18 protein-coding genes and 1 riboswitch are annotated in these 20,248 nt (G+C 44.5%); of the genes, 3 read left to right on the top strand and 15 right to left on the bottom strand.

Annotated features, from left to right (window positions below; all coding sequences use genetic code 11):
- Window positions 1–5 precede the first annotated feature (5 nt).
- The 5 genes from cobO to ACAX20_RS09940 form a co-directional block, all read right to left on the bottom strand.
- Window positions 6–635: a cob(I)yrinic acid a,c-diamide adenosyltransferase gene (gene cobO, locus ACAX20_RS09960; protein ID WP_371185886.1), complete on the bottom strand. Its 630-nt coding sequence runs from the start codon at window positions 633–635 to the stop codon at window positions 6–8.
- A 53-nt stretch (window positions 636–688) separates the two neighbouring features.
- Entirely contained in the window at window positions 689–1,702 is a 1,014-nt protein-coding gene (locus ACAX20_RS09955) for a FecCD family ABC transporter permease (protein WP_371185885.1), read from the bottom strand.
- Complete coding sequence (locus tag ACAX20_RS09950; RefSeq protein WP_371185883.1) at window positions 1,692–2,498, bottom strand: ABC transporter ATP-binding protein; 807 nt, start codon at window positions 2,496–2,498, stop codon at window positions 1,692–1,694. Before ACAX20_RS09950 ends, ACAX20_RS09955 begins: the two co-directional genes overlap by 11 nt.
- Before the next feature lie 174 nt (window positions 2,499–2,672).
- Window positions 2,673–2,950: riboswitch (cobalamin riboswitch) on the bottom strand.
- 88 nt (window positions 2,951–3,038) lie between these two features.
- Entirely contained in the window at window positions 3,039–3,647 is a 609-nt protein-coding gene (yfbR, locus tag ACAX20_RS09945; RefSeq protein ID WP_371185881.1) for a 5'-deoxynucleotidase, read from the bottom strand.
- A 7-nt stretch (window positions 3,648–3,654) separates the two neighbouring features.
- The gene (locus tag ACAX20_RS09940) at window positions 3,655–4,884 is read right to left on the bottom strand and encodes a pyridoxal phosphate-dependent aminotransferase (RefSeq protein WP_371185879.1); all 1,230 of its coding nucleotides are present in this window, start codon (window positions 4,882–4,884) and stop codon (window positions 3,655–3,657) included.
- Between the two features lie 177 nt (window positions 4,885–5,061).
- On the opposite strand from ACAX20_RS09940, the gene ACAX20_RS09935 reads away from it, so the two are divergent.
- The gene (locus ACAX20_RS09935; RefSeq protein ID WP_371185877.1) at window positions 5,062–5,652 is read left to right on the top strand and encodes a hypothetical protein; all 591 of its coding nucleotides are present in this window, start codon (window positions 5,062–5,064) and stop codon (window positions 5,650–5,652) included.
- A gap of 48 nt (window positions 5,653–5,700) precedes the next feature.
- Here the strand turns inward: ACAX20_RS09935 and ACAX20_RS09930 are convergent, their stop codons facing one another.
- Both ACAX20_RS09930 and ACAX20_RS09925 read right to left on the bottom strand, forming a co-directional pair.
- A complete protein-coding gene (locus ACAX20_RS09930) occupies window positions 5,701–6,363 on the bottom strand; it encodes a cupin domain-containing protein (protein ID WP_371185876.1) in 663 nt (220 codons plus the stop codon).
- 160 nt (window positions 6,364–6,523) lie between these two features.
- On the bottom strand, window positions 6,524–6,880 hold the full coding sequence (locus ACAX20_RS09925; protein WP_371185874.1) for a rhodanese-like domain-containing protein: 357 nt from the start codon (window positions 6,878–6,880) through the stop codon (window positions 6,524–6,526).
- 793 nt (window positions 6,881–7,673) lie between these two features.
- Here ACAX20_RS09925 and ACAX20_RS09920 point away from each other — a divergent pair.
- Window positions 7,674–7,868, top strand: coding sequence for a hypothetical protein (locus ACAX20_RS09920; protein WP_371185872.1), 195 nt, complete (start codon window positions 7,674–7,676; stop codon window positions 7,866–7,868).
- A 104-nt stretch (window positions 7,869–7,972) separates the two neighbouring features.
- Here the strand turns inward: ACAX20_RS09920 and ACAX20_RS09915 are convergent, their stop codons facing one another.
- Complete coding sequence (locus tag ACAX20_RS09915; protein WP_371185871.1) at window positions 7,973–9,079, bottom strand: hypothetical protein; 1,107 nt, start codon at window positions 9,077–9,079, stop codon at window positions 7,973–7,975.
- 262 nt (window positions 9,080–9,341) lie between these two features.
- Here ACAX20_RS09915 and ACAX20_RS09910 point away from each other — a divergent pair, with 262 nt between their 5' ends.
- Window positions 9,342–9,776 carry a GNAT family N-acetyltransferase gene (locus ACAX20_RS09910; protein ID WP_371185869.1) on the top strand — a complete coding sequence of 145 codons (435 nt, stop codon included), beginning with the start codon at window positions 9,342–9,344 and terminating at the stop codon, window positions 9,774–9,776.
- Between the two features lie 100 nt (window positions 9,777–9,876).
- Here ACAX20_RS09910 and ACAX20_RS09905 read toward each other — a convergent pair whose 3' ends face one another.
- The 7 genes from ACAX20_RS09905 to ACAX20_RS09875 all read right to left on the bottom strand — a co-directional run bounded on the left by ACAX20_RS09905 (window position 9,877) and on the right by ACAX20_RS09875 (window position 20,226).
- On the bottom strand, window positions 9,877–11,592 hold the full coding sequence (locus ACAX20_RS09905) for a proline--tRNA ligase (protein ID WP_371185867.1): 1,716 nt from the start codon (window positions 11,590–11,592) through the stop codon (window positions 9,877–9,879).
- A gap of 546 nt (window positions 11,593–12,138) precedes the next feature.
- Entirely contained in the window at window positions 12,139–12,858 is a 720-nt protein-coding gene (gene tsaA / locus ACAX20_RS09900; protein WP_371185865.1) for a tRNA (N6-threonylcarbamoyladenosine(37)-N6)-methyltransferase TrmO, read from the bottom strand.
- Window positions 12,859–12,883: 25 nt separating this feature from the next.
- The gene (rcsF, locus tag ACAX20_RS09895; RefSeq protein ID WP_371185863.1) at window positions 12,884–13,258 is read right to left on the bottom strand and encodes an Rcs stress response system protein RcsF; all 375 of its coding nucleotides are present in this window, start codon (window positions 13,256–13,258) and stop codon (window positions 12,884–12,886) included.
- Window positions 13,259–13,719: 461 nt separating this feature from the next.
- Complete coding sequence (locus ACAX20_RS09890; RefSeq protein ID WP_371185861.1) at window positions 13,720–16,107, bottom strand: ATP-binding protein; 2,388 nt, start codon at window positions 16,105–16,107, stop codon at window positions 13,720–13,722.
- 153 nt (window positions 16,108–16,260) lie between these two features.
- Window positions 16,261–18,120 (bottom strand): DUF885 family protein, encoded by a 1,860-nt coding sequence (locus ACAX20_RS09885; protein WP_371185859.1) that lies wholly within the window; start codon window positions 18,118–18,120, stop codon window positions 16,261–16,263.
- Between the two features lie 208 nt (window positions 18,121–18,328).
- Window positions 18,329–19,687, bottom strand: coding sequence for a M28 family peptidase (locus ACAX20_RS09880; protein ID WP_371185857.1), 1,359 nt, complete (start codon window positions 19,685–19,687; stop codon window positions 18,329–18,331).
- Between the two features lie 2 nt (window positions 19,688–19,689).
- Window positions 19,690–20,226 carry a YaeQ family protein gene (locus ACAX20_RS09875; RefSeq protein ID WP_371185856.1) on the bottom strand — a complete coding sequence of 179 codons (537 nt, stop codon included), beginning with the start codon at window positions 20,224–20,226 and terminating at the stop codon, window positions 19,690–19,692.
- Window positions 20,227–20,248: the final 22 nt, after the last annotated feature.

The raw sequence follows: 20,248 nt of genomic DNA, 5'->3' as shown, positions 1-20,248 counted from the left end.
TTAAATTACCAATCAATACCGCGTTGTGCTTTTATGCCACTGTCAAACGCATGTTTTACCGATTGCACTTCTGAGACGGTATCGGCCATGTCCATTAAGCGACGATGACAGTTACGACCGGTGATAATCACATGTTGATGTGCAGGGCGGTTATTGATGGCGTTAATAACTTCGTCGATATCAAGGTAGTGGTAGCTGAGCATGTAGGTGATTTCATCGAGTAATACCACATCCAGAGCTGGGTTTGCTAAATCTCTTGCGGCTTGTTGCCACGCTTGTTCAGCCGCCATCATATCGGCTTCTCGGTTTTGTGTTTCCCAGGTAAACCCTGTTGCCATAACAGTAAACGATACACCATGTTGCTCCAGTAAGTTGCGCTCGCCACAGTCCCAAGTGCCTTTGATAAATTGAGTGACCGACGCGGTTAAACCGTGGCCAACGGCGCGAGCAACGGTACCAAAGCCTGAGGTGCTTTTGCCTTTACCATTGCCGGTGATCACCAATAACAAGCCTTTATCTGCGGTTGCTTTGTTGATGCCATCGTCCACTTGCTGTTTTAATTGTTGTTGACGCTGTTGGTGCTTTTCTTGTTTGATTTGCTGTTTATGGCTATCGCTTTTTTTGTCTTGATTCATGTTTATGCTGCTCGTTTGTTATCGGTAGATGCGGTTAAATTGCTACATATGGGCTAATTCGACTTCATTTGCCTTAGTAAGATCAGGAAAAAGACACTCCCTAACAATGATGTGATCACACCTATGGGAATTTCTTGGCCATCGAGTAGGGTGCGAGCAAGAACATCGACCCACACCAAAAAGCTACCGCCAATGAGGCCGGAGAAGATAATCAGTTTCGCGGTTGTCTTAGCAAAAAAGTGGCGGACGATATGCGGGATCATTAAACCAACAAAGCCGATACCACCACAAAAGGCGACAATTACGGCGCACATGGCCGCACAACTTAACAGAATGATGACGCGAAGTCGCTTAACATCAACGCCTAAGCTTTGCGCACTTTCATCACTGAGCAATAACGCATCGAGTTGCCTTGCTAGAGCCAAAGAAAGCAGCAAGCTGACGACGATAACCGTAACTAAGATGACAACAGCGTACTTGTTGTGATTGGCCAGTGAACCCATCAGCCAAAAGATAACCCGATTGGCAGCAAAGGCATCGCCCATGTAGAGAATAAAACTGGTTATGGCACTGCACAGAAACGATACGGCAACGCCAGCGAGCAACAAATGCTCAACTCGATGCCAATGCGCTTGTCGCAGTAACACTAACACAACCGTAATGCTGGCAAGCGCCCCCAAAAAGGCGGCGACGGGTATCGACAAGAACTGCCATGAGACAGGCAGTAATGTGGCTAAGGTGGCACCCAGTCCTGCGCCAGCAACAAGACCAAAAAGGTACGGATCAGCGAGCGGGTTGCGAGTGACGTTCTGCATTAATGCCCCTGACATGGCTAAGCCAAAGCCTGCGAGGAAGCCGGTCAGCACGCGCGGTAAGCGAATATCAAATAAAATGGTTTGCGTCAGCGGCGTGTCACAGCCGTTTAAACACTCAAACAGTTGTTGGTATGAAACTCCCGATACACCGGTTCCCATGGCAAAAAATAGACTTAATAGGGCAACGCCAAGACACACTAAAAATGCCTGAGTGCGCCAAAACCGAGTCGTGTTCCGTGCCTTAATGGTCATGGTGTGTAGACTCCGGTGCAATGGCGGTGCCAGCGGGTACAAAGTGCACTAATGGTCGATCGTTATGATGACTCAGGTGACACGGCAGCTGAAAAACCGACTCAAGTAGCGCGGCATTAAGTACCTCGTTTACCGAGCCATCTGCGACGATTTTCCCGCCATTAATGACGATGATACGCTGGCAATATACACTGGCTAAGTTGATGTCATGCAGACTCATTATCACGGTGCGTTGCAGTGATACCGCAAGTTGCAAAATTTGATGCTGATAATACACGTCCAAGTGGTTGGTTGGCTCGTCGAGTAGCAATAACGGTGCATTTTGGACGATGGCTTTGGCAATCATCAGCCGTTGCTGCTCGCCCCCAGATAGCGTATTAAATGGTTGCCATTGCTTGTCGGCTAAACCCACTTGCGCTAATGCTTGCTGGACTTGGTGATTGTCGTGCTCGGTATTGCTTGAAAACAGCGTTTTATGAGGAATAAGTCCCATATTAACGATGTCTAGGCCGTTTAAATCAAACAGCGCTTGCTGCTGTTGACTGACAATGGCAATACGCTTGGCGCGCTCTTTAGCGCTCAGCTGAGTCATAACCTTGTTTTGCCAAGCGATTTGACCATCACTTGGTGTAATTAACCCTGCGAATACTTTTAATAGCGATGTTTTACCCGCACCATTAGGGCCGATAATTGCGACTCGCTCACCGGTGTTAATGTCGATGCTGATATCGCTGAGGATGGTTTTGTTGTCAACCTGCCAACTCAGTTGCTGACAGCGCAGTAACGGTTTACCCATAATGTTTGTTTAAGGTGCTTCGCAATAAAAGATTTAATCTCAATGATATTAAACCTTGTCTGTTAATTAAGAGGTGACAAAATTGGTCAACAGACAACACCAAGACACTGCATTATGGCCAATGCAGTGGGATGATTTATGGCATGTATACGACCAGCTCGTGTTACCCGCACGGATCTCGTTATCTGGCAAGGCAGGTATCCTGACTTATAAAGTGAAATACCCCTTGCTATGGTTACTATGCATAGTCAGCAGGGGGGCTTTCTCGCCTTTACCCTTCCCAGAGCCTGGCTCCAGTGGTTTATAAAGGCGTCCTTATTTACAGTTGCGGGAACAGTTGTGGACTCAAAGCCGCTTACAATACGCGCTTTTACACCACATTCCCTTAATAGCAAAAATCTTTGCTACCAGCTCATGGATTTCACCAGAGCACCTTGTCGATAGTGTTTAGGATCTTTCGATCCTGAGTATAAAGTATAGCGGTTTAGTGATTGGCAATACAATGACTATCTTTTAGAGCGACACATCCAAGTATGGGCATTAGTCGTTGAGTGATAATTTATCAACGGTTGCGGTGCACGCTGGAATAAAAATATCGATAAAGTAGGCGACTTCTGGCATGTTTTGCTTAAGTGGCTGGAGCTTAGTGAGCAGTTTTTCTTCTACGTGTTTAAACTCTTGATTGTTATGATGCAGCTCGTCAGTGGCCTTGATGTATGCGACTAAAATATCTGCGGCTTTAACGATGGCTTTGTATTCTTCATCGACATTGTTTTGCACGATTAACTCGGCAAAGATGTCTTGCAATTCATTTGGCAACGTGGCTAAGCATTCTTGTTCAGCAATGGCTTCGATTTTTTTAAACTCTTGGCTGATCTGTTTATTGGCGTATTTGGTGGGACTCACCACATCACCATAACGCGTTTCTGCGGCTTCATGATACAAAGCGATGGTGGCGGCGCGATCGGCGTTTAAGTTACCGGCAAACTTTTTATTGCGGATCACCGCTAACAGGTGCGCGACAACGGCAACTTGATGCGAGTGCTCGGCAACGTTTTCGGTTTTTACGCAATACATTAATGCCCAGCGTTTGATAAGTGGCATGCGAAACATCCACGCCAAAAAGGTACTGTCGGTATGTTCTGTCATAAGTTGCTTACTCTGCTGTTCCCGTTTGTCGATAATGACTGAAAAAATGGGCTAAGCGTTTTATCGCCGCTTTAAGATCGTCACTATGAGGTAAAAAAACTAAGCGAAAGTAGATACCATCTTGTAAATTAAAGGCGCTACCTTGCACGAGTAGGATCTTTTCTTGTCGTAATATATCGAGCACCATTTGTTGATCGTCAACGATACCCAGTTTGTCGCTATCGACTTTGACAAACAGGTACATCGCCCCATCGGCTTGATGACAACTTAAGCCGTCAATGTCGTTGATCATTTGATAGGCAATATCACGTTGTTTTTTTAAACGCCCGCCGTCTTGGATCAGCTCGTTAATGCTTTGATAACCACCGAGCGCAGTTTGTATTGCATGTTGACAGGGCACATTAGCGCATAACCGCATCGACGCTAACATTTCTAAACCATCAAGATAACTTTGTGCTTTATGCAAAGGGCCTGTCAACATCATCCAGCCTGCACGAAACCCGGCAATACGATAGTTTTTAGACAGGCCACCCATGGTCACCACGAGCACATCCTCGGTTAGGCTGGCGGTTGGCGTATGCACGGCACCGTCGTAGAGAATTTTATCGTAGATTTCATCGGAAAATATGATCAAATTATGCTGCCTTGCCAAGGCGATGATGGCGTGCAAAACCTTGGGGGGGTAGACGGCCCCCGTTGGATTGTTGGGGTTAATGAGCACGATCGCTCGGGTCTTCTGGTTTATTTTAGCCGCCATATCGTCTAGATTTGGGTACCAGGCGTTACGTTGGTCACATTGATAATGTACTGCAGTGCCGCCCGATAGTGCCACAGCCCCCGTCCAAAGAGGGTAATCTGGCGCTGGAACCAGCACTTCATCACCGTGGTTTAATAACCCTTGCATGGCCATAACAATCAATTCACTGACACCATTGCCAATAAAAACATGCTCAACATTGAGGTTTTTCATGCCAAATTGTTGGTAGTACTGCATCACGGCAACGCGTGCCGAGTAGATGCCTTTTGATTCACTGTAACCTTGTGCGGTTGGCAAGTTATGAATGACATCACGTAAAATATCGTCAGGGGCTAAAAAGCCAAATGGCGCAGGGTTACCAATGTTGAGCTTGAGGATTTTATGCCCATCATCTTCTAGGCGTTTTGCCTCTTGGGCGATGGGGCCACGAATGTCATAACAGACACCCGATAATTTATTCGACTTTAGATATTCACTCATAGGTACTCACTTGTAGCTGCTTACTTATAGCAGCTACGTCCACTGCGATAAATTCGTTTTCAACCCTTACGTTATAACGAAATATTCACCATTGAAACACTTGTTGACAATTTTTCAACGAAAATCGCCCAACTTTCGTATATAACATAAACAGTTGTTGTTGATGGGGAGGGTATTATGCCGTTACCGTTACTTTGGGCGGGTGCTGCCATACTCGGCGTTGCCACCATAAAAAAATTGAGTGACGATCGTCAAAACCACGATGGTTTGCGACATGCACTCGATACCACTCATACGCGAGATAGACTAGACCACCATGACAGTGGCGTTGCCAAGTTTCCTGGTGAAGTGTTTGTTAACGAAATGCCGGCGACGGTGCGACCAGGAGCGTTAGTATGTTGTGGCTTGGGGAACGTGCTCGATCATACCGGTATTTTGATCGATGATGACATTATTGTTGAGCTACACGGCAGCGGTTTAATCAAAGCCATTTCCGCTGAACGCTTTTTGCATGAGCGCTCAGGGCAAGATATTTTTGTCGCCTGCGATTCTCACGGTGAAGCACTTGCGGATGAGCTAACCGCTGAGCGAGCGAGTCAACAGATATACCAATATCAGTCATATCATTTGATCCGCAATAACTGTCATCGTTTTGCTTGGCAGTGTATCAGTGGTTTTAAAGACGATGTCACCACGTTTTATGAGCTGAATAAGCGATTGTCAAAGCGTTTTGACCGCAAAATTTATTGGGATAAATGGCACCGCTAACCGGTGCCAATACCTATCATATCATCCCATTTTAGATAGATTGCAGAATCAATCGAAGGGTAGGTGACCTGTTTTAACCCAAATGATGGTTGGCTCTTCAACGAACGGGTGGTGCATGCTCAAATGCGGACTGCGGATCCAAGTGCCTTGCGGGTAGCTACCGTGTTCATCTTTAAACGCCCCAGACAGTACCAAAATCTCTTCACCGCCCCAGTGACGATGCGGCACAAAACGCTCATTGGCTGGCCATTTTACCAAAGCAACGTGTTCACCAAGGTGCTCGTGTAATGGCATCACCTCTAAGCCACCTTGCCCGGGTAACCAAGGTGTTCGTGTGGTATTGATGCGAACCTGAGCCGTGTCAGACCCTTGAAATTGATGCAACTTAACAAACAAGGTACAGCCTTGTGTTGAAAAGGGGGCATGGACAAAGCCTTTCGGATTGCGGATGTAACTGCCGGCAGGGTAGTCCCCGGTATGGTCGGAAAACACCCCATCAAGAACAAATATTTCTTCACCAAGCGGGTGGTTGTGCTCCGAAAATGATGCGCCGGGTTCGTATTTTACGATGCTTGTGGCATGGCCTTGCTCAGCGTCTTCGCGAGCCAAAGGCTTGCGCCAAACGCCACTTTTGGGACTTGGTTGCCAAGGTTGTTGGTTGCTATCGATAACAACACGTTGGCTAAAGTTCATATGTAGGTTGGAAATCATTGACGACTCTTGGGTGTTAGGAGTTGGAATAACGCTACCTATACGGCGTTAGTGACTAAATAGTTTAGCGTTTGTTAGTAACGGTGCCTTTGCATTGATTGCGATAAGCGGTTATTCACCATAGCAATCATGGCACCGTTATCAATGTGACGCTAAATCATTAAGTCAGATCTTGATGAGCAGTAATGACGTCGTCTACTTTACAGGTAATCGCCCACACGTTGTTGTAACCCAAACGCTGCAATTGCTCAGCTGCTAATGTCGCACGGCCACCTGAAGCACAGTGGATGAAGATCGCTTTTTCAGCATCAGGGTAAAGCTCGAGCATTTTCGGTTCAAGTACACCACACGGAATATTGATAGCGCCGTTTGCTGCTTTTTCAGCGTATTCGCCTGGCTCGCGAACATCAATTAACACGCTATCCATGCCTTGGCGTTTTTGTACCGCTTCTGCAGCGCTTAGGCATTGTACGTGTAGTCGTGCTTCAGCAATTAATTCTGGTAACTTTTTTAACATGTTTATTCCTTATTCGTTTGCTTGTCGTTATCTTGCACTTCGCATAGTAACGACAGGCCTCTATTCATGTATTGAAACTTGGCTATGATACCGCTTATTGGTGATAGGGTGAAGTCGCTAAGACGCTATTGCAGGTTACCTTGTTATCGGGAGGCAATACGCCGTGATAAGGCGTCCTGACGCAATATCACGAATTTGTGTTTTTTATGAGATTAACGTAATTTAAATCAAATACTTAATGGCATAAATAATCAAGCTGATGACCATGCGTTAGCACAATAAGTAGAGTTTGGTGTTTGAACGAATTAAAAACTTACTGGCAAGTGCTACTTGGTATTCATTAGCGCTAATTGTTATTTAGGGGAGCTAGTTTGACTTTCAACCATTTATCATTAAGTTACATGGTAGGCACAGGCATCTGCTTTGAGCGATAAGCGGAAATAAAAACTTAAAGGATTAGCTCATTGAAAGAATCGGATTCTAAGTTAAGTTCAAAAATATGGCTGATATTGTTAGCTGTTGTTCTTTTATTCCCAACTTATTTTTGCATCACTGGAATTATAACCTCTCTAGATACGGGCAACCCGCGAAGCCATGAAGGTTTAATCGTTGTGGGGATAATGTGTGCATACTCTTTCTTCATATGGATTCCATTTTTAGTGGTATTAGTGAAAAGTTGGCGCAAACATAGCCTTGCATTTAAAGTTATTGTCTCAACTCCATTTACAATAATGCTGGTAAGCTTTTTATACGCGATGTAATTTCTGCTAATAGCACGGACAAGGCAAACCTTATGACTAACTTAAATGGAATGACTATAAATGAAAGGCTAGTTGTCATGAACAAAATTGATGACTTTGATTTAGCGATTAGCCAAAACAATATTGAAGCTGCAATAAAAGTATTAGAACAGTGCGATTTAACAAGAGAAGCAGCGAAAAATACTGTTACTGCAATATTAAAAGAACCAAAGAAATACGGCTATTAGTATGTCTGCTTATGGCACAATTCGGCCCCTCAAATACTCACAATCATCATCGGGTGTGCAGAGAACAACAAAAGCAATGAGGTCGACTCATGGTTGTGATATTTTTATGGCTGTGTTCGTTCGATGCTTGCTTTTATTTTATCGGCGCATAAGGTGTCTGCAGATAAAACGCATTTAAAGAAGGCAATGGCTTTAGGCTTGATTTGTTTATCAGTGTGTTTTTCATTGGCGATAGATGCGTAAGCAAAATCGACAGGTGAAACAGATTGGTAAACATCACGAACACGCGCTAATCGGTTGATGGGTAGCGTACCAAAATATTCGTTAATCCACAGAGATTGGTCAAAGCTATAAGAATCGGAGCGAAAATTCTCTCTACTTTGCATTTCAATACCTTCTGGGACAGAATCATTTTCATCATCGTCCCCTTGCACGAAGAGCATCGGAATCGCTGAAAAATTTTCTTGTTCAAATGGTCGTCCAAAAATTTCAAGAAAATCATCAATACCGACAGGGTATGTTAATTGTTGCCCGTCTAATTGGGAAACAGGTAATATCGGCAGACCGCCTAAGCCGCCAGCGACAACCGCTTTTACCTTAGTTGGGTGTATGGTGGCAAACCTTGTGACAAAATCAGCGGCAGCAGAGAACCCATAGAGTAGTAAAGTGTTGCTGGTATTTTTGCCGATAGAAGACAAGCGTTGTCTAAGATCCATGTGCATGGAGAGTAATTGCTGATCAACGCGCTGCAGCTGTGGCTGTTTTGTCAATATGGCCTCTCGGCTAAGTGCATGAATATACAGATTGCCAATTGAATTATCGAGTTTGGGTCGTGGGAATGAAGGTGAAAATGTCACCACACCAAGCGTCCGTCCAAATATATAGGCCATTTGTTCGTTTAAAATGCTGGCAAAATACTCTCGTTGCGCTTGAGAAACGCCAACTTTTCCATCGTTATTGGGATTTACGAGGATAGGTAAATCAGATTTGAACTCAGCAGGAACTGAAAAAAAATAGGGAAAGAAAAAACCCGCATTCGGATTGGCTGGTACCCGATAAACTTGATTGGGCTTTAGCGGTCTCTCAAACGGTTTTACGGTTACCGGTGGCCCCCAAGGTGTTTGCAAATTGGTTGTCGTGTCCGCTTTTACTTGCACCAAAAAAACGTTTGCCAGAATGCCTGTTAATAGCCAAATTGCTGTCATTTTCATTGTAAATTTCGATCCTACTTACCTTTATTTGCAATATGTCATGACCAACTTCTTGATTTTATGACAAAATCTGGCTCAAACCCATCTATATCATATCATGCGTTTAGTTGTGGTAAATATCAAGATATGGCATCGAGTTTAGAAAGCTCTCCGATTTTTTAAGTACATCAATTACGTCGAGAGGTTAATAACAGTAATGAGGTCGTCCCATGGTTGTGGTAGTTTAGTGGTTTATTCTGTGTGTTAAATAAGAGGTATTTAAATGAACGTTGTATTATTAAAAGCCGATGCGACAACTGAACTGCCGGCGATTGCTAAGGTTTTACAGCAACTTCGTCCGCAGTACCGTTGCGATGAATTGGTTGCACAGATTCAAAAACAGCAAACGATGGGCTATCAAATCGCCTATGTGAACTCAGGCGAAGACATCTTAGGTGTTGCAGGCTTTGTGGTGGCACAAAAGCTGGCGTGGGGAAAGCATATTTACGTCGATGACTTAGTGACCAATGAAGCGCATCGCAGTCAAGGTGTCGGCACCTTGCTCATTGATTGGCTCAAAGCGCATGGTAAAGAGCTTGGCTGTCAGCAGTTACACTTGGATTCAGGCGTGCAAAAATTTGCTGCGCATCGGTTTTATTTAAGCAATCGTTTTAACATTGCCAGTCATCATTTTTCCATGACCAACCTGAACGATTAGTCATAGATACAAACATAAAAAAACAGCGCACTATCACTCAATATGCAAGTAATAGGCGCTGTTTGTATATTCTCGGCAGTATTGTACTGCTCAGTTCATGCTATTTGTTGTTAATAAAATCAACCACATCGGCAATTTTCAACATAGATTTTTCGCCAGTGATGCGGTTTTTGTATTCCACTTCTTCGGCGTCTAAGTTGCGCTCACCTACAACGATAGAATGTGGCACACCCACTAATTCCATGTCTTTGAACATCACACCTGGACGCTCTTTACGATCGTCGAATAATACTTCAACGCCTGCCGCTGTTAGCTCGGCATATAAGGCTTCAGCGGTTTGCTGAACGCGTGCTGATTTGTGCATGTTCATTGGGATGATCGCGACTTTAAACGGCGCGATCGCTTCTGGCCAGATGATACCGTTTTCGTCGTGGTTTTGCTCGATAGCTGCCGCAACAATACGTGATACACCAATACCGTAACAACCCATGGTCAAGGTTTGGTTTTTACCTTGCTCGTTAAGTACCGCGGCGTTCATCGCCTGAGCGTATTTATCGCCTAGTTGGAAAATGTGACCCACTTCAATACCGCGCTTGATCTCAATCTGACCTTTACCACATGGGCTTGGATCGCCAGCCACCACATTGCGAATATCGGCCACGTCGTAATCGCTAATATCACGGTCGAAGTTTGCACCCGTGTAGTGGAAGCCTGTTTCGTTTGCACCACAGATAAAGTCGGCTAAATGCGCTGCGCTGCGGTCAACGTATACTTTAATATTTAAACCAACTGGGCCAATAGAGCCTGCGTCACAGCTTGCCGCCGCTTGAATTTGCTCGTCAGTTGCCATGGTTAGTGGCGTAGCAACACCGGCTAAATTTTCCGCTTTGATTTCGTTCAGTTCATGATCGCCACGTAGTACCAAGGCGACGATAGGTGCGGTTTCACCTTCTTCGTGCTCGCCTAACACCAATAATGTTTTTGCTACTTTATCGGCGCTGGTGTTAAAGAACGCGACAACTTCTTCAATGCTGTGCACATTTGGCGTCGCTACTTTGTTTAACGCTAGCGTTGCGGCTGGACGGTCACCTTGTGGTGCTAATGCTTCGGCTTTTTCAATATTTGCCGCGTAGTCGCTTTCGGTACTAAAAGCGATATCGTCTTCACCAGAGTCGGCTAGTACGTGGAACTCGTGTGATGCATCACCACCAATAGAGCCCGTATCGGCAATTACTGGACGAAAATCTAAACCAAGGCGCTCAAATATGCGACAGTACGCTGCATGCATCGCATCATAGGTGTTTTGCAGACACTCTTGTGACATGTGGAATGAGTAGGCGTCTTTCATTAAGAATTCACGACCACGCATCACCCCAAATCGAGGGCGAATTTCGTCACGGAATTTGGTTTGAATTTGATACAAGTTAATTGGTAGTTGCTTGTATGAGCTCATTTCATAGCTAATAAGCTTAGTGATCACTTCTTCGTGCGTGGGCCCTAATACAAAGTCACGTTGATGACGGTCTTTTAGGCGCAGTAGCTCTGGGCCGTAATCTTCCCAACGGCCTGACTCTTGCCATAAGTCGGCAGGTTGAACCATTGGCATTAAGGTTTCGATAGCACCAGCGCGATTCATTTCTTCACGTACAATGTTTTCGACCTTTTTCAATACTTTTAGACCGGTCGGCAACCATGTGTACATACCCGATGCTACCGCGCGGATCAAACCGGCACGCAACATGTATTGGTGAGAGATCACTTCGGCATTGGCCGGCGTTTCTTTAAGGGTCGAAAGTAAATATTGGCTAGTACGCATTACGATGCAATTCCGTTACTGTAATTAATATCAATAAAATTAGCGCTATTCTAACAGCAGTGCGAGTATAAACAAATGACTAGACGGTGAGTTTTTGCTAAAAATTATTAATTGGTGGTGTGCAGGTTATCATTTTCGTCGACGAAAAATACTGCGTTTTATTGCAACCCGTTTATGACGGCGACGGTTGCCATTAAGCCACCATCTATCATTGTAGGTTGATGCTCTTGGACAAGGCACAGTCCCGTAGGGTTTATATAAATCATACTCTACTTTATCTATAGCATCGTCCGTTGAATCACCTGGCTCATCCTGAAACGTGTTGACGCTGGAACCTTTGCGAATCATAACTTAACCTGCAATGTCGTTGAAAACGAGAAACGTTAACCGATGACCAATGAATACTGGTGGTTAATGTGTGTACAATAATACGCCCGTTCTGTCATTGTTTCAAATTTGTGTCACGAATTCTTCCGGACAAGCACGTGAGTCGCATAGCGCTGAAAATGTCTGCGTTGTGGCACTGAACAGCGAGAATTTTGACGCTTAAGTGTGTGGCTCGATATCAATGACCAAGGTTTGTTGGCTACTGATTTGCCAGCGGATATTTAAATCGTACAAACTCATGCCATATTCTTGCAGTGTATCATCTTGTTTTTTATAGGCAGGACGTGGATCTTGTTGTAAAACTTGCTCGATAAATAACGCTAAATGCCCATACTGTTCACCCAAGGAGGCCAATTGTTGTTTGGCTTTATCACTAAACGTAATCGTCATCGGGCTACTCTGTGGGGCAGGGGCCATGTCTGATTGAGCGTGTGGTACGCTGTCAGAGTAGGGGATATACGGTTTAATATCAATCACTGGTGTGCCATCAAGTAAATCAAGGCCGCTAATGCGAATACATATATTGCCATTGACTTTACTGATCCCTTCTAGCTTAACCACCGACATACCAATCGGGTTCGGGCGAAATGTCGATCGCGTTGCAAGGACCCCGGTTTTTTTATTACCGCCTAATCGTGGTGCTTTAACTAAGGGTTTCCAGCCATGCGCCATGGTACCGTGAAAGATAAACAGTACCCAGAGGTGGCTGTGCTGTTCAAGGTCGCGCACTAACTCGTGTTGTTGGCAATCAAGTAATAATTCAATAGAGCCTTCTGCGGCACTGACTAAATTGGGTTGACGAGGGATAGCAAACTTTTGTTTATAGGGGGAATGGACCTTGCCGATGATGTCGACGTTAATGGATAAATCATGGCTCATAGAGTGACGCTACCTCATTTGTTCGCTATTTAATGCGATATGCTTGCGCGTAGCAGACTTTCATCTGCAAACATTGATTGTCAGCTACCTCAGTGCATGCACTAAACACCACCCCTTGTGCACCCAGTTTGGCTGCTTGTGCTCGGGCCACGGTACGGGCGTCACTGTCGTTAGCCGGTTTGTCATTACTGTTGAGCTTACAGCTGTTGCCTTCAACTAATCCGATGTATGTGGCTGATGTCGGCAGAGTATGTTTTTGGTATACAGTGACCTGACTGACAGAAAAGTAGTCGTGAAAATTCTCTTTATCGAGGTTGGTGTTAACGGCTGGCACGCTGGTGCAACCAAAGCTGATAAAGGTATAAACAAATAAACCTATTACCGCGCCAATAGTGCGCACAGCGCGCGTAAATTTCTTAAAATGTTTATAAGACGAGGACACACACATACTTTGTTATTCTATAGACTGAAATCATTGTGTCATATTTATATCATAAAACTGTCATGTTGAGCATGTACTATGCCCCTTGTCGGATAGTTTATGCTCACCACTCGCATAGATTGTTCGAAAATCAGATGGTAAGCCTCTGATGACTCTTAATCTATACGTTATAGATGCCCCTTATGCCAGCCTTGTGCTGGCTTTTTTATGACGCGGATACCGGTTCATAATGAAAGTCTTTCACTAAAAAACGTTAAAAACGCCCTGATCCGCATGGATTGGTGGTTTGATTGTGATTTTTGCGTTGCTATTAACACGTTTATCTGGCTCTCTTGATAACAAAGTACACGCCCAACTGGTGTAATAGAAAGCCCTTGTTCACGGCACTGAACAAGGGCTTTTTCGATTACTTTTTGCTATTAATAGTGCAAGTGTTTGTGGATGATTTTTTCAATATCCGCTAGCATAAACGGTTTAGAAACAAAGTCATTCATGCCCGACTCGGCACACTTTTCAACATGCTCATTTTGCGCATCGGCCGTTAAAGCGATAATGGGTAAGTCATCATATTGGCTGAATTTTCGGATCAAACGAGTAGCTTGATGGCCATCCATAACTGGCATATGAACATCCATAAACACAATGTGATAGTGTTGATTTAAAATGGCATCGACAGCTTGTTTACCGTCATCGACAACATCAACAGTCAGGCCAAGCTTTTCTAATAAACCTTTGGCAACAATTTGGTTAATGGCAAAATCTTCGGCAATCAAGGCCTTGATGCCACTAAACTGACTCAGCTGCGCCTTTTGTTGCGCATCTTTAGGTTCGTCTTCTAATGCTTCTATTACATGCTTAAACGTCAGTGGCCAGGTTAATTGGTAACGTTGCTTGGCAAAATGGAAGGTGTTACGGGCCTCTGTTTGCCCCATTTTACTCAGCAATAACACTTTGATGGCCTGTTCGCCAATGGTTTGTTGGCAACGTTTACTTAAGTGGCTAACTTGTTGCTCGTCAAGGTCACACAGGTCCATCACTAAAACATCGTTACTGCTGATGTCAGGAAACTGCGTCGTGTTAGTGGGTAAAATAACCAAGTTGACGTTATGGTGTTTGCAATGCTCACGAAAACCATGTTGGTGATGAGCACTGTCACTAAATACGATAATGCGGATATTTTCTGGAATATGAAACGCATACGGTAGTGGTTGTTCAATAGGCAAAATCAACGAGAATGTACTGCCCTGATTAAGGGTTGATTCAACCTCGATGCGACCACCCATTAAGTTGGCTAACTTATGACAAATGGTTAAACCCAAACCGGTGCCACCAAAGCGGCGGGTGATGGAGTTGTCTGCTTGTGAAAACGGCTTAAAAATACGTTTTAACTGAGTTTTACTCAAGCCTATACCGGTATCAATTACCGCGAAGTGCAATTCATTACCACGTGGCGCCACTTTGACAGTAACACTGCCTTCTGAAGTGAACTTAATGGCGTTCGACGTTAAGTTAATCAATATCTGACCAATACGAACCGGATCGCCAAAGTAGCGTGGATTTAAGTCAGGCGCCGTTGAAAATTGAAACGCGAGACCTTTGGTGTCGGCGGTTAATGCCAATACATTGGTGAGACGGTCAAATAAACTGACCAGATCAAACTCAACTTTGTCGATGGTCATCTTGTTAGAATCAATTTTCGAAAAATCGAGAATGTCGTTGAGTATATCCAGCAAATGCTGCGAAGAAACCAATATTTTATTGACGTAAACCTTATCCTCTTTCGATAAAGGTTGGTTCTGTAATAACTGAGAAAGTCCTATGATGCCATTCATTGGCGTGCGAATTTCATGGCTCATATTCGCTAAAAATTCACCACGGGTACGGTTAGCGGCTTCGGCTTCTTGTTTGGCTTTATCGGCAATGTTGGCTTGTTGTTCAAACTTAATCAGCGTTTGCTCAACCTGATCTTGCATACGATTCATGGCATCGAGTAGCACGTGAATATCCTTCGCTTTGCCTTGCAGTTTTGGGCGTTGCTTAAAGTCGCCCTTAGCGATGCGCATGGCAAGCTGAGTTAAGGTTTCTAGCGGCGATGATATCTCTCTGAGCACATAAAAGCGGATCCACAACAACGCCAGAATAAATAACATTTGCAGTAATAAGTTGATGAATCGGCCAATTTTTATGGTACGGGCAATATCGCTACTGAGCTGATAATGCCAATCATTGTAGTCCTGAACAAACTCATCAATTTTGCTCATAATTTGGCTTTTTGCGGCAAGATACTGTTGGCCGTAAAGCATATCAATGGCTTGCGATTTATTTGCTGTCGGATCCTGTTGATACAAGGCCATCGCTTGTTGCTCAATGCGAGTTAATGCATCTGAATGAGCAACCGCATCACGTAATATGGATAGATGCTCTTCTTTCGCCAGTAAATGTTCAATTAACTGGGCGATGGGTTTTTCTCGGGTAATGGATTCTTCTCGCTGAGTGTGTCGTTTATCCCAGTAAATACTAAAGTAATGCTCCGGTCTTACTCGCTCACCATTACGATATTGCAAGATTTCTTGATAGTACTGTAAGTAGCTTTCATCACCCGTGACCACATAGGTGCGTGAGGTTCTGGTGAGTTTATTTGACGTGTCACGAACCATATTGGTGAGTTCCATGACATCAAGGCGATCGTTATTAAGTGCTTGCTGACGGTGTGCGGTTGTTTGCAAGTAATAAAACACCGAAATATTGGCGGTGATCAACAATAACAGTAGCAAGAAAAAGCGAGCAAAGGAGCGATTCAGGGTCACGGTAAGTGTCTTTATGGTAACGGGCTAACTAAAAGCGCGGCATTATACACCAAGCACTTGACTTATGTTACATAATAGACGCTGTTTCGCCATAAAAACAAAAAAGCCTGCATCAGCAGGCTTTTTACCACAGAGTCACTGTTGAGAAAGGGCTTACGCGCCTTTTTTCTCTGCAATGTAGTTTTTCATCATGCGATCCATGACATCAAGCGGTAGCGGGCCATTTTTAAGATACACATCGTGGAATTCACGAATGTCAAACTTCTCGCCCAGTTCAGCTTTGGCCATATCGCGCATACGTAAAATCTCTAGCATACCCACTTTATAAGCGGTTGCTTGTGACGGCATCACCGCGTGACGTTCAACCATTTTCACCGCGTCTGATTTCGCGTTCGGTGTATTGTTCACGTAGTAATCGATGCTTTCTTCACGAGTCCATTTTTTGGTGTGCATACCGGTATCCACGACCAAGCGACAAGCGCGCCATAATTCCATTGCCAGACGGCCAAAGTCAGCATACGGATCTTTATATAAACCGATTTCTTTTGGCAGTAATTCTGAGTATAACCCCCAGCCTTCCGTGTAGGCGGTGTAGCTTGAGAATTTACGGAACGTTGGGATACCTTCTAGCTCTTGAGAAATCGCCAGTTGCATGTGGTGACCTGGGATACCTTCGTGGTAGGCTAGCGCTTCCATTTGATAGGTCGGCATCGCTTCCATATCGTACAGGTTTGCGTAGTAAATTCCCGGACGTGAACCATCTGGCGCAGGGCGGTTGTAGAATGCTTTACCAGCAGATTGTTCACGGAACGGTTCTACCGCCTTAACGATTAAATCCGCTTTTGGCTTAACTAAGAACAACTCATCAAGACGACCTTTCATGTCATCTATCCAGTAGGTTGCTTCGTCAAGATAGCGTTGCTTGCCTTCTTCAGTATTTGGGTAGTAGAACTGCTTGTCGCTACGCATAAATTGCATAAACGCTTGCAAGTCACCTTTAAAGCCAACTTTATCTTTGATGACGCGCATTTCGTCGTGAATACGAGCCACTTCAGATAAACCAATGTCATGGATCTCATCTGCCGTTAACGAAGTTGTTGTGGTGTTTTTCAGGGCATTGTTGTAGAAGGTTGCACCTTCTGGGAATTTCCATGCACCGGCATCGTGGGTTGATTTTGGCTCAAGCGCAATCATGTAATCGATCAGGTGTTGGTAACCTGGTTGCACGCTGGTTAACAATGCTTGTGTCGCTTGCTCGATTAAATCGGCTTTTTTCTCGTCGTCGATCTCAAGCGCATTCACTTTGCGTTTAAAGTCGGCCAGTAGCGTTGAGTCGTCACCTTCGGTAAATGGTGCGCCGTTGATCAGGTTTTGTGAATCGCGGATAACGTGAGGAAACACGAAGTCTGGGGCAATAATGCCTTTGTCTTCACGGATTTTTAGCTGCCCCACTAACTGATCCATCACGGTTTTTACGCCGTTTAAACGCGCAACATAATCAGCGGCTTCTTTGGCATTCGTGACGGTGTGTTGATTAATTAAAAATGACGGTACGTTTGAATGTAAACCGAACATTTGGTTTACAGGGTAGTTATGATGACGCCATTTGAAGTTGGCAATTTCTTGCTCTAGTGATTGTTTGAATAGCTGGTAAGAAATCTTAGCTTGCGGATCAAGGGCATCGAAATCAAAAGCTTGTAAGGCGACTAAGTTACTTTTAGTGATTTCTAATTCTTTGGCGCTATTTTCTTCCGTGTATTCATCCCACTTATCGTAGTCTTGGCGAATGCCTAAGTAGGTCTGCATTTGCGGTGAACGCATAACTGTGTCCATAAACACCTTTTCAAAAAACGCGTTTAACTTTTCGGTTTCACTTTGTTGTTTAACTTCTGCGACTGCTACCGGTTGTGCAGGAACATCTGTTGATGCTGCAGGGGCATCAACTGTGTTGTTACAGGCTGCTAAAAGTGCTGTTGACAGTGCCATAGCAATTAGGGATTTTGTTGTTTTCATAATTTGACCTATTTGAAATTATCTGTCGCAGAGAGTGCCTTAATTTATTGATTTTTTCAACAAAGTGCCGACAGTTTGCTAAAAAGTCACGATAAATGGTCGTGACTGACGAGGATTTAGGGAAACGGGCTAGAATGTTTTCAACATATAAGACTATGCAAGGGTAATGGCGTTATTACCCTTGCAATACATGCGAGTCGACTAGGGATTAGAAAAACACGCCAATTGGACGACCGGCAACTTTGTCCAAACGTTTTGGGGTTACCGTACCTTCTAGCAAGGGTTTGCTGGAAATAAACAAGTTGTTGATGATATCGGTCATTTGCACTAAATCAAGGGTGTCGATTTCATCCGTGACTTTATGATAGTCCTTATCTTGGTCTATTTGCGTACTCGATATACTGTGCGCAGGAACGCCTTTCTTGGCTAACGATGCGTTATCTGAACGATAAAATAGGCGGAAGTTAGGGTACGGATCGGCAAAAATAGCATGCTGTTCATTACCTTGTTTGGCTAATTCGCTATTTAATAATGCACCCAAATTAGACCGTTCAAAGCCCGTCATCCACACACGTCCTGGACCATATTGTGAGGCCTTGCCGATCATTTCGATGTTAAGCATGGCGACAACATTGTCGGTATTAACCTGCTCGACAAACACATTCGAGCCGATCAGTCCGCTCTCTTCGGCGGTAAAGCTGACAAACATGATATTGCGCTGCAAATTCAGTTGACCATTGTCTTTTGCTTGGCTAAAGGCTCGCGCTAAGTTAAGTACCGCACTTACCCCGGTAGCATCGTCATTCGCCCCGTTGTAGATCACGTCTTGCGACGCGTCGGTTGCTTGTGTCGCGCCGACGTGGTCATGGTGAGCGGAAAAAATAACGTATTCATCAGATTCAGTTTGCGCTGGCAAAACGGCAACAATATTGGCTAAATCAATTTTTTTATGCTTGATTTTACCAGTCAACTGGACACGTTTGACGGCATTAATGTCCTGATTTATCGATGCTGGCGCCATCGCTAACACCAAAACGTCATCACTCGCATGGGTTAATGCTTTTTTCCCTTTTGCTAGGTAGTTTCGATATTGCAAAAACTGGGCACGATGGGTTTCGTCAATCAATACCAGGTGTTTACCGCCACGTTCGTTTAACTCGCTAAGAGCGCCACGCAGATCTTGCTCTTTGCCGACTTGGCTGATTGTCAAATCGGCATGAGTTAACGAAAATGTTGGCATATTACCACTCAGGGCAATGTCACCATCATCAATGGCCGTACCGTTAATGCGCAAAGAGGCTGTGGTTGGCTGATAGTGATTTAGCGTGAAAGCTTGTCGATAACTGCCAATACTTGCTAATGGTTGTAACCCGTGCTGTTGCAATTGCGCGACAATATAGCGCTCGGCTTGCGCTATTTCAGGGCTACCGATCGCGCGACCGCGCATGTCATCGGAAGCCAGTATCTGCATATCGGCACTGACGGCATCAATGGTAACGGTTTGTGCGGTCGAGGTTATCGTATACGCTGAAAAAGCCAGTAGAGAAAATAAACGCCGAAATGTCATGGTCAATCCTTTAACGTAGTTGGAGTAATGGTTAACGCTTGATTGTCATTGTTAAGATAAATGTGACCGGAGTCAATGGTGCAAGTTAAATCTATACTTCGACCGGCAAAATTCGCCAATTGTTCACATTGCTCGTCATCTAGTGCGACAACTTTTAAGTTATCAAATTGATGGACTTTTTGTGACATTTTTTGCCACCATGCTTCGCTTGTACTGTGATAGGTGTAGACGATCACTTGTTGCGATTGAGCGCAGGCTTTTTTGATGCGCTTTTCATCGACTTCGCCTAAATCAATCCAAAGTTGAATTTGATCACTGTAATCAATCGCCCAAATTTCTGGTTCACTGTCTTCAGATAATCCTTTGGTAAAGCGCAAATGCTCACGGCTATTGAGAACATACGCAAGTAGACGCACCATCATGCGCTTATCGGTCTCCGACGGATGCTGGGCGATGGTAAGATTGAATGTGTCGTATACGTGCCTGTCCATATCGCTGACATGGATCAGGGCTTTATTAATGGTTGCTTTTAGTGCCATAGTGTCTCATACGAAAAAACCG

Origin of the sequence: Thalassotalea sp. Sam97 (assembly GCF_041379765.1) — a bacterium.
Taxonomy (GTDB): Bacteria; Pseudomonadota; Gammaproteobacteria; order Enterobacterales; family Alteromonadaceae; genus Thalassotalea_A; species Thalassotalea_A maritima.
The sequence above is the reverse complement of the archived record's forward strand: the minus strand, read 5'-3'. Positions and strand labels throughout refer to the sequence as shown.